Origin of the sequence: Kitasatospora sp. NPDC059812 (genome assembly GCF_042732075.1) — a bacterium.
GTDB lineage: Bacteria > Actinomycetota > Actinomycetes > Streptomycetales > Streptomycetaceae > Kitasatospora.
In genome coordinates, this window is record NZ_JBHWIO010000035.1 from 1 (window position 1) to 8,026 (window position 8,026).

Genomic DNA, 8,026 nt, shown 5'->3' on the forward strand with positions numbered 1-8,026 from the left:
CGCGGCGGCCGGGGGGGGGGTGTCGCCCTGGCCCGCGGTTGTTAACCCCGGCGCCCCCTGGCGGTGCCGGCGGGCGGGCCCGCTCGCACCCGCCCCGCCCCGCGGGCTCACCATCGTCGTGCGGTGGGGGCGCATCGATCCGCCCCCACCGCACGGCCCACCAACCATCTGCCCCACCCTCCCGCTTCGGGGGCGGGACGCCGGCCCGGCCGACGTCCCGCCCCCGTACGCGGTTCACGGTGCGAGCGGCGGTTGACGGTCAGTCGTCGCTGTCCTGGCCCTGGTCCTGGCTTTGGTCCTGGTCCTGGTCGTCGCCGTGGCCGTGGTGCGCGGTGGCGCGGGCGAAGACCTGGGAGTCGGTGCTCGCCGGGCCGCCGGTGCCGGCGAGCAGGTTGCCGCTGGTCGAGCTGAACACCACCGTGCGGCCGCGGGCGTCCACGACCGGATCGGCCGAGGTGCCGTTGCCGAGCGAGCCGTCCGCGGCGGTGGCGACCCGCTCGGTGCGGCCGGTGCGCAGGTCGTGGCGGTAGACGTCCCAGCCCGGGTGCTGCGGGCCCGCCACCAGGTTGTCGGCGGCGGAGGCGAAGTAGACCCAGCGGTTGTCGGCGGTGATCCGGGCGTGGTCGGAGGAGCCGACCGAGGTGGTGCCGGGCAGGCCGCCGCTGATCTTCGTCACGGTGCCCTTCCCGAGGTCCCGGACGTACAGCACGGTGTGGAACCGGTGGCCGCCGGTCGACCCGCCGGGCTCGGGCAGGGCGTAGATCGCGCGCCGCCCGTCGGGGCTGATCGTCGCGCCGAAGCTCGGGGCGCCGAGCTTGCCGTCGAGGTCGAGGCTGGCGGCGGAGATCCGGCCGGACTCCACGTCGTAGGTGTAGTAGGGGGCGGTCACCGGCCGGGCCAGGTTCGGGGCCAGGCCCTTCTGGGCGCTGCGGGGCAGGGCCGGGGCGACGCCCGGGGCCAGCTCCACGTCGGCGGGGGCGGCTGCGCCCCCGCCGGCCGGGGCGGGGGTCTGGTCGGCGGGCAGCAGGTTGTCGGCCATGGAGGTGAAGCCGATGGTGCGGCCGTCCGCGCTGATCGTCGGGTTGAGGGACATGCCGTCGCCCGGCTTGCCGTCCACGCCGCGGGTCACCAGCTTGGTCTTCCCCGTCCAGCGGTCGGTGACGTAGATGTTGTAGTCCCAGGTGTAGGGCCTGGCCAGCGAGGGGTCGCCGCCCTGGAGGTCGGGGACGAGGTCCTTGCGGCTGGAGCCGAAGACCACGTAGCGGCCGTTCGCGCTGATCGAGGGCGCGTAGGAGGCGTGGAACTTGTCGGTGTCGGTGCCGGTGAGTCCGCCGCTGATCAGCTCGGTGCGGCCGGTCTTCCGGTCGCGGACGTACACCTCGTCGCGCCCCTGGACCTGCATGCCGGGCACCACGTTCTCGGCGTCGCTGTCGAAGGCGACGTAGCGGCCGTCGGCGTTGATCGCGACGTTGTCGGTGAAACCGTTCAGCGCGCTGCCGTCGGCGGCCAGGTTGATCCGCTCGGTGCGGCCGGTCCTCAGGTCGCGGACGTAGGCGTCGCGGGCGCTCTTCGCGGGCTGGGACACCAGGTTCGTGGCCCAGGAGGTGAACAGGGCGTAGCGGCCGTTGGCGCTGATCGCCTGGCTCCACGACTGGTTGTCCGGCGCGGCGCCGGTCACCCCGACGCTGACCTGGACGGTGCCGCGCGGCGCCCGGTCGGCCTGGGCGGGTGCGGCGGTCACGGCGAGTACGGCGGTGGCCGCGAGAATGCTGCCGCCGCCGGCCAGCCACCGGTTGCGGGTGGTACGGGTGCTGCGTGTCATGACGTCTGCCTCCCCGGGGGTCGCCCGGCCGGGCTCCCTCCCGGCGACGGGCTTTCGGGAGAGCCAATCGTCGGGAGGGCCGGTGGTCAACGCCCACGGGTGATCTCGGCCGAAAATACGTCAACGGACGTATGCGGCAGGGGAGTCAGGACGTCACAGGCGGCGCAGGAAGACGTCCAGGAAGGTGTTGGTGTCACCCGGCACCAGGTCGCCGTCCGAGGCGTCGAAGATCACCGTGTCGCCGGTGGCGTCCACGTACGGGCCGTAGGAGGAGGCGGTGCTCTGCCCGCCGCTCCGGGTGAGGCTGACCCGCTCGATCCGCCCGGTCCACAGGTCGCGGCGGAACACGTCGCTGGCCGAGTTGGTGTCGTCGGGGACGAGGTTCTCGGCGGCGGAGTCGAAGTAGACCCAGCGGTCGTCGAGCGTCATGACGCCACCGGACGAGGACCACTTGGCGGTGGTGCCCGGCAGGTCGGTGTTGACCTTGGTGATCTTGCCGGTGGCCAGCTCGTGGACGTACACGTCCATCCGGATGCCGTGGGCCGGGGCGGGTGCCCCGCCGATGAAGACCGGGAGGCTGTAGATCGCGTAGCGGCCGTCCGGGCTGAGCCGGCCGTCGCGGCCGCCGTCGCTCAGGGCCCCGGTGTCGTCCAGGCTGGCGCCGGCGATCTTGCCGGTGCCGGCCTTCCAGACGTAGTACGGGTAGAACTTGGGCCCGGCCAGCTGGGGTGCCCCGGCGCCCGGCGTCGGGTCGGTGGTCGGGGTCGGGGCCGGAGTGCCCGGGAGCAGGTTCCCGGCCCGGGAGCCGAAGCCGACCGTCGAGCCGTCCGCACTGATCGTCGGACTGAAGGAGTTGTTGTCGGCGCCCTCGCCCTCCGTGCCGGAGGTGACCAGCCGGGTGGTGTGCGTCCAGCGGTCGGTGACGTAGATGTTGTTCTTACCGCGTTTCACGCCCGGGGCGAGGTCGGTGCGGCTGGAGGCGTAGGCGACGAAGCGGCCGTCCCAGCTGAGGGTGGGGCTGTCGGCGGTGCGGATGCTCTGGTCGTCGGTGCTCGCCGGGCCGGCGGCGGTGATCAGCTCGGTGCGGCCGGTCCAGCGGTCGTGGACGAAGACGTCGCTGCCGTGCTTCGGCTGGCCGGGCAGCACGTTGGTGGCGGCGGTGCTGAACGCCACGTACCGGCCGTCGCCGCTGATCGCGGCCTGGTTGGTGGCGGCGTCCAGCTTGGAGCCGTCGGCGGCGACGCTGACCCGCTCGACGTGTCCGTTGCGCAGGTCCCGCACGTAGACCTCGTCCGAGTTCGGGGTGCCGGCCCCGGGCAGCAGGTTGGTCGCGGTCGAACTGAACAGCGCGGAGCGGCCGTCGGCGCTCAGCCCGAGCGCGGACGAGGTGCCGTCGAGCTGCTCGCCCTTGGGCCCCTCGCTCACCCGGGAGGTGTCGCCCTTGAGCGGCCGGGCCTCGGCGGCGGGCATCGCGGCCCCGGCCACGGCGGCGGCCACCAGGACGCCGGCGGTACGGGCCAGCCAACGGCGGGTTCGTGCGGTGGTCATGGACATCCTCCCCTGATGACGGCGCCGGGCCCTCGTCACCCCCGTGGCCCGGCTGGGGAAGAGCCAATCGCCGCCCGGGCCGGGTGGTCAACCGGGTGAAGCGATCTCATCCGGAAATACGCCACCGGTCGTATCGCCCCTTACGCGGCCCCGGCCCGAACCCCGGCCCGAATCCCGCCCCGACTCCGGGCCCGGTCCGGACCGCCCCGGCACGCTGGCAGAATTGGTCCGTGATCGACGCCCGACGGCTGCGGACCCTGCGGGCCGTGGCGGACCACCGCACCGTGACCGCCGCGGCGGCCGCCCTCTACCTGACCCCTTCCGCCGTCTCCCAGCAGCTGGCCGCCCTGGAACAGGAGACCGGCCACCACCTGCTCGCCCGCGAGGGCCGGGGGGTACGGCTGACCGCCGCCGGGGAGATCCTGCTCGGCCACGCCGACGCCGTCCTCGCCCAGCTGGAGCGCGCCGAGGCCGACCTCGCCGCCTACAGCGCGGGCGTCTCCGGCGAGGTCACCGTCGCCTCCTTCGCCACCGGCATCGCGCTCGTCCTCGCCCCGGCGATCGGGCTGCTGGCCGCGCAGGCGCCCGGGGTGCGGCTCAAGGTGCTGGACGCGGAGGGCGACGCCAGCCTGCCGATGGTCCTCGACGGCCGGGCCGACCTCGCGGTGGCCGTCGAGTACCGCGGCGCCCCGCGCGCCGACGACGCCCGGCTCACCCGCGTCCCGCTGTACGCCGAGCCGTTCGAGGCGGTGCTGCCGCTCGGCCACCCGCTGGCCGCCGACGGCGGTCCGCTCGCCGTCGCGGCCCTCGCCGACGAGCGGTGGATCGGTCCCTACCCCGGCAACCCCTGCCACGACGTCGTCCTGCTGGCCTGCGAGCACGCCGGCTTCCAGCCGCGCCTGGTGCACTCCTCCGACGACTTCCGGGCCGTCGTCGCCCTCGCCTCGGCGGGCGCCGGCGTCGCCCTCGTGCCGCGCTCGGCGCTGCGCGGCGTCGACCTCGGCCGGATCGCCGTCCGGCCGGTGGACAGCGAACTCGCCACCCGCCGGGTCTTCGCCGCCGTCCGGGCGGGCGCCGACGGGCACCCGCTGATCCGCCCGGTCCTGGACGCCCTCGCCGAGGCGGCCGCGGCGGGCGCCTGAGCCCGGACCGGCCTGCGCTCGGCGCCTGGGCTCAGGCGGGTCGGGGCGTCGTGCGCGTGCCGTTGACGACCACCCGGAACATCCAGGACAGCCGGTCCTCCGGCGCCCCGGACACCAGGTCGTCCCCGAGTGCGGCGATCCTCGGGTAGGCGGCGGCGGGCGCCGCGCGGAGCGCGTCGGTGAGCGCGCCGTGTTCCCGCTCCGCCTGCTCGCCCTGCCGGGCGGACTGCTCGGCGGCGGTGGCAGTGGCCACCTGGAGCAGCACGTCCACGCCCCAGGCCGCCTGCCCGTCCGGCACCCCGCCCTCGTGCAGCAGTGCCAGGACCGCCTCCACCAGGGCCAGGTAGTGCGGCCCGGACGGCCTCGCCACCAGTGCGGCGTGGGCGAGCGCAGGGTGCCGGAACAGCACCCCGGTACAGGAGTCGAGGACGGCGGCCAACCGCTCGCGCCAGTCCCCGGCCGCCGTCACCGGGCTCAGGTCCACCTCCCCGAGGAACTCCTCCAGGATCGCGGCGTGCAGTTCCGCGGCGTTGGCCACGTACACGTACAGCGAGGCCGGCCCGGTGTCCAGCTCCTGGGCCAGCCGCCGCATGGTCACTCGCGGCAGGCCCTCCGCCTCCAGCACCCGTACGGCGGCGGCGACGATCGCCTCGTGGCTCAGCGCGGGCTTCGCCGGCCGCTCGCGGCGGCTGCGGGGTCGGGAGGGGGAGCTCGTCATGCCGGCCAGCCTAGCGACCGTGTTCGTGACGAACTAGTTCGCTGAGGGTGTGCCCGCCGGGGCGGGCTGGTCCGGGGTGGTGAACTGGTCGAGCAGGCTCTGGAGGCCGTCGGGGCCGAACATCAGCTCCAGGCTGGCGGCGGAGGCGGCGGCCGCGGCCTCGCTGCGCGGGAAGAGGGCGCGCTCGTAGGCGGTCAGGGCGGCCTCGGGGTCGCCGGGGTGGTGGGCGAGGGCCTTGCCGAGTTCGGCGCCGTCGAGCATGGCGAGGTTGGCGCCCTCGCCGGCGAACGGGGACATCAGGTGGGCGGCGTCGCCGAGCAGGGTGACACCGGGGGTGCGGTCCCAGCGGTGGCCGACGGGCAGGGCGTGGATCCGGCGCGGGACGAGGCCGCCGTCGGCGTCGGCGAGCAGGGCCCGCAGGCCGTCGGCCCAGCCGTCGAAGCCGGCCAGCACGGTCGCCTTGGCGGTGTCGGGGGCGGTGGTGTCGATGCCGTCCAGCCAGTCCTCGCCGGCCCGGACGGCGGTGTAGACGTGGATGCTGCCGTCGCCCTCGCGGTGGGCGAGGAAGCCGCGACCCTCGGCCACGGAGAGGAAGAACCCGCCGCCGACCAGGGCGGCCGCCTCGGGGTGCCGGGTGTCCGCGTCGTGCAGGTCGGCCTCGACGAAGGAGATCCCGGTGTAGGCGGGCCGGGCGTCGGACAGCAGCGGCCGGATCCGGGACCACGCGCCGTCCGCCCCGACCAGCAGGTCCGTGGTGACGGCCGTGCCGTCGGCGAAGGCGACCTGGTGGCGGCCGTCGCCCAGCGCGTGGGCGCGGACCACCTTCCGGCCCCAGCGCACGGTGCCGGCGGGCAGGGAGTCCAGCAGCAGGTCGCGCAGGCGGCCCCGGTCGACCTCGGGGCGGCCGCCGGTGCCGTCGTCCTCCTGCTCCAGCCGGACGGCGCCGTCCGGCCCCACCACCCGCAGGGCCTCGCCGCCCGCGTGGACCAGGGCCAGGAACCGGTCGTGCAGCCCGGCGTCGCGCAGGGCCTGCTGGCCGGAGTCGTCGTGGATGTCGAGCAGGCCGCCCTGGGTGCGGGCCTCGGGCGAGGGCTCCAGGTCGAAGACGGCGGCCCGGATGCCGTGGACGTGCAGGACCCGGGTGAGCACGAGGCCCCCGAGCCCGGCTCCGATGACGGCGACGGGAACGTGCTGGACGGTCATGGCCACTCCTTGGGTCGGTGTCGGGCCGTGTCGGTCGGCGTGGGTTCGCCGCCCGCTCCTCCACGGTAACGAACATGTTCGTAACGAACAAGTTCGTCTCCTGGAACGGCCGACCCGGCAACCCGGGATCCCACCGGGCGGGAGTGTGAGAACTTCACGATCCGCACATGGCGGGATCACTGGCGTGCCGCGAGACGAGGCGGGCAGACTCGGTGCCGGAGAACCAGCTGACGGGAGGCCGTGGACGTGGGATTACCGGTTGCGCCGGACGGGCCCGGCCCCCCTTCGCGGTCGGCCCGTTCTCGGCGTCCTGCCCACTGGTCACGGCTGTTGCTCCCTCACGAGTGGGTGGTGGTGGTCCGTCTCACGAGTGGGTGGTGGTCCGTCGCGGCCGCCGAGGAAGAGGGGGTGCGGCGGCCGCGACGGATCGTTCGGGTCAGCCCCGGTCGATGGTGGCCAGGAGCGGGGCGGCGTAGCGGTCGCCGGCGGTCGCCGGGACGAGGTCGGCGATCCGCTTGAGGTCCTCGGCGCTCAGCTCCAGGTCGGCCGCGGCGGCGTTCTCCTCGATCCGGGACGGACGGCGGGCGCCGAACAGCGGCACCACGTCCTCGCCCTGGGCCAGCACCCAGGCCAGCGCGAGCTGGCCGGCGGTGGCGCCCTTCTCCTCGGCGACCACGGCGACGGCGTCGGCGATCGCCTTGTTCCGGGTGAAGTTCTCGCCCTGGAACCGCGGGTCGTGGCGGCGGAAGTCGGACGGGTCGAGGTCCTCGGGCGAGTTGAAGCTGCCGCCGAGGAAGCCGCTGCCCAGCGGGCGGTAGGCGGCCAGGGCGACACCGAGCTCGCGCGCGGTCGGCAGGATCTCGTCCTCGACGTGGCGCTCCCACAGCGAGTACTCGGTCTGCAGCGCGGCGATCGGGTGCACGGCGTGCGCCCGGCGCAGCGTCGAGGCGGCCGCCTCGCACAGGCCGATGTGCTTGACCTTGCCGGCCTCGACCAGCTCGGCCAGCGCGCCGACGGTCTCCTCGACCGGGACGTTCGGGTCGACCCGGGCGAGGTAGTAGAGGTCGAGGTGGTCGGTGCCCAGGCGGGAGAGCGACAGCTCCACCGCCTCCTTGACGTACGCGGGGGTGCCGTCGACGACACGGCGGCCGTCCTCCAGGGTGCGCATGCCGAACTTGCTGGCCAGCACGACCTCGTCACGGCGCCCGGCGATCGCCTGGCCGGTGATCTGCTCGGCGGTGCCCGGGCCGTAGAAGTCGGCGGTGTCGATCAGGTTGATGCCGGAGTCGAGGGCCTTGCGGATGGTGGCCACGGACTCCTGCTCGTCGGCTGCGCCGTAGCTGCCCGCCATCGCCATCGTGCCGAGGCCGAGGGCGGAGACGAGCGGGCCGTTGGTGCCGAGCTTCCTGGTGGTCATGGTTCTCCGATCAGTGCGAACAGGCCGCACGGGGGATGCCGCGGCCTGATGAAGGCTGGTCGGCCCCGGGGGGGGGGGCGGCGGGGCCCGGCCCCCCGCGCGCGGGGGGCGCCCGGCCGCGGGGGGGGGGAGTCGGGTGTCTAAAATAAACACTGCGCGCCCAAACAAGACAAGAC

Annotated in this window: 6 protein-coding genes; 1 reads left to right on the top strand and 5 read right to left on the bottom strand. The window is 74.8% G+C overall.

Annotated elements, in window-relative coordinates; translation table 11 throughout:
* Positions 1–259: 259 nt before the first annotated feature.
* Positions 260–1,822 (bottom strand): TolB family protein, encoded by a 1,563-nt coding sequence (locus ACFV6D_RS19265; RefSeq protein ID WP_380560565.1) that lies wholly within the window; start codon positions 1,820–1,822, stop codon positions 260–262.
* 153 nt (positions 1,823–1,975) lie between these two features.
* A complete protein-coding gene (locus ACFV6D_RS19270) occupies positions 1,976–3,370 on the bottom strand; it encodes a TolB family protein (RefSeq protein ID WP_380560566.1) in 1,395 nt (464 codons plus the stop codon).
* 230 nt (positions 3,371–3,600) lie between these two features.
* On the opposite strand from ACFV6D_RS19270, the gene ACFV6D_RS19275 reads away from it, so the two are divergent.
* A complete protein-coding gene (locus ACFV6D_RS19275) occupies positions 3,601–4,512 on the top strand; it encodes a LysR family transcriptional regulator (RefSeq protein ID WP_063346233.1) in 912 nt (303 codons plus the stop codon).
* Positions 4,513–4,543: 31 nt separating this feature from the next.
* On the opposite strand, the gene ACFV6D_RS19280 is transcribed toward ACFV6D_RS19275, so the two are convergent.
* The 3 genes from ACFV6D_RS19280 to ACFV6D_RS19290 all read right to left on the bottom strand — a co-directional run bounded on the left by ACFV6D_RS19280 (position 4,544) and on the right by ACFV6D_RS19290 (position 7,850).
* Positions 4,544–5,230 (bottom strand): TetR/AcrR family transcriptional regulator, encoded by a 687-nt coding sequence (locus ACFV6D_RS19280; RefSeq protein WP_380560567.1) that lies wholly within the window; start codon positions 5,228–5,230, stop codon positions 4,544–4,546.
* A 33-nt stretch (positions 5,231–5,263) separates the two neighbouring features.
* On the bottom strand, positions 5,264–6,433 hold the full coding sequence (locus ACFV6D_RS19285; RefSeq protein WP_380560568.1) for an FAD-dependent oxidoreductase: 1,170 nt from the start codon (positions 6,431–6,433) through the stop codon (positions 5,264–5,266).
* A gap of 436 nt (positions 6,434–6,869) precedes the next feature.
* Positions 6,870–7,850 carry an aldo/keto reductase gene (locus ACFV6D_RS19290; RefSeq protein WP_363377792.1) on the bottom strand — a complete coding sequence of 327 codons (981 nt, stop codon included), beginning with the start codon at positions 7,848–7,850 and terminating at the stop codon, positions 6,870–6,872.
* Positions 7,851–8,026: the final 176 nt, after the last annotated feature.